We start from the raw sequence: 643 nt of genomic DNA, 5'->3' as shown, positions 1-643 counted from the left end.
CACTCCCAAAGCAGTTTGACGTCTGTCGGGAAAACGCAGGTGGCTCTCATAGCAGGTCGCATCCGTCAGGCACAGGTCCTTGTCCTTGAGGTCGCCTTCCCACCGGGCGTACAATATGCGTTGAAGGCCGTCTATGTCGAGGTGCCTGGCAAGACGGTTGCGTATGGCACTTACAATCTTCCCGTCCTTGATGGGATTGGCAGGGTCTATCAGCACACCGCAGAACATCTGCATGTGGATGCTTCCGTTGAGCAGCTCTATCAGGCCGTCGTCCGACAGGCCCGTGTATGGCTTGAGGAACATGAGGGCGATTTCCCCTTCTGCCGAAAAAAGAGGCTTTTTCCCACGCCTACGCTTATGGGTGCGGGTTGCCAACTCTGCTGCCAACTCCTCAAGTGGGAGCTGGGCACGGATGCGCCCAAGTTCGCTTTTTGCAAAGCTATCGCGATAATGTTGTAAAAAATCGAACTCTGTAAAGGGCAAAGTTGGTGTTATGTCAGAAATTTTTCGTAACTTCACAGCAGTTATTTTTATAAATTTCCCCCGATTCTGCCCGTGATGGGTCGTTCGGGGGTTTTATGTAAAGGTACAAATAATATATTACACTGACAAACAATTAGTTAGATATTTACTGAATATCCCT

General features: G+C 49.6%; 1 protein-coding gene. It reads right to left on the bottom strand.

Annotated elements, in window-relative coordinates:
* Positions 1-519: transposase (locus tag HMPREF0670_RS15195; protein WP_009232016.1), on the bottom strand; the 519-nt coding region annotated here is incomplete at its 3' end.
* Positions 520-643 lie beyond the last annotated feature (124 nt).

The organism is Prevotella sp. oral taxon 317 str. F0108 (assembly GCF_000162415.1).
GTDB classification, from domain to species: Bacteria; Bacteroidota; Bacteroidia; order Bacteroidales; family Bacteroidaceae; genus Prevotella; species Prevotella conceptionensis.
This window is presented reverse-complemented; position numbering and strand designations above follow the sequence as displayed.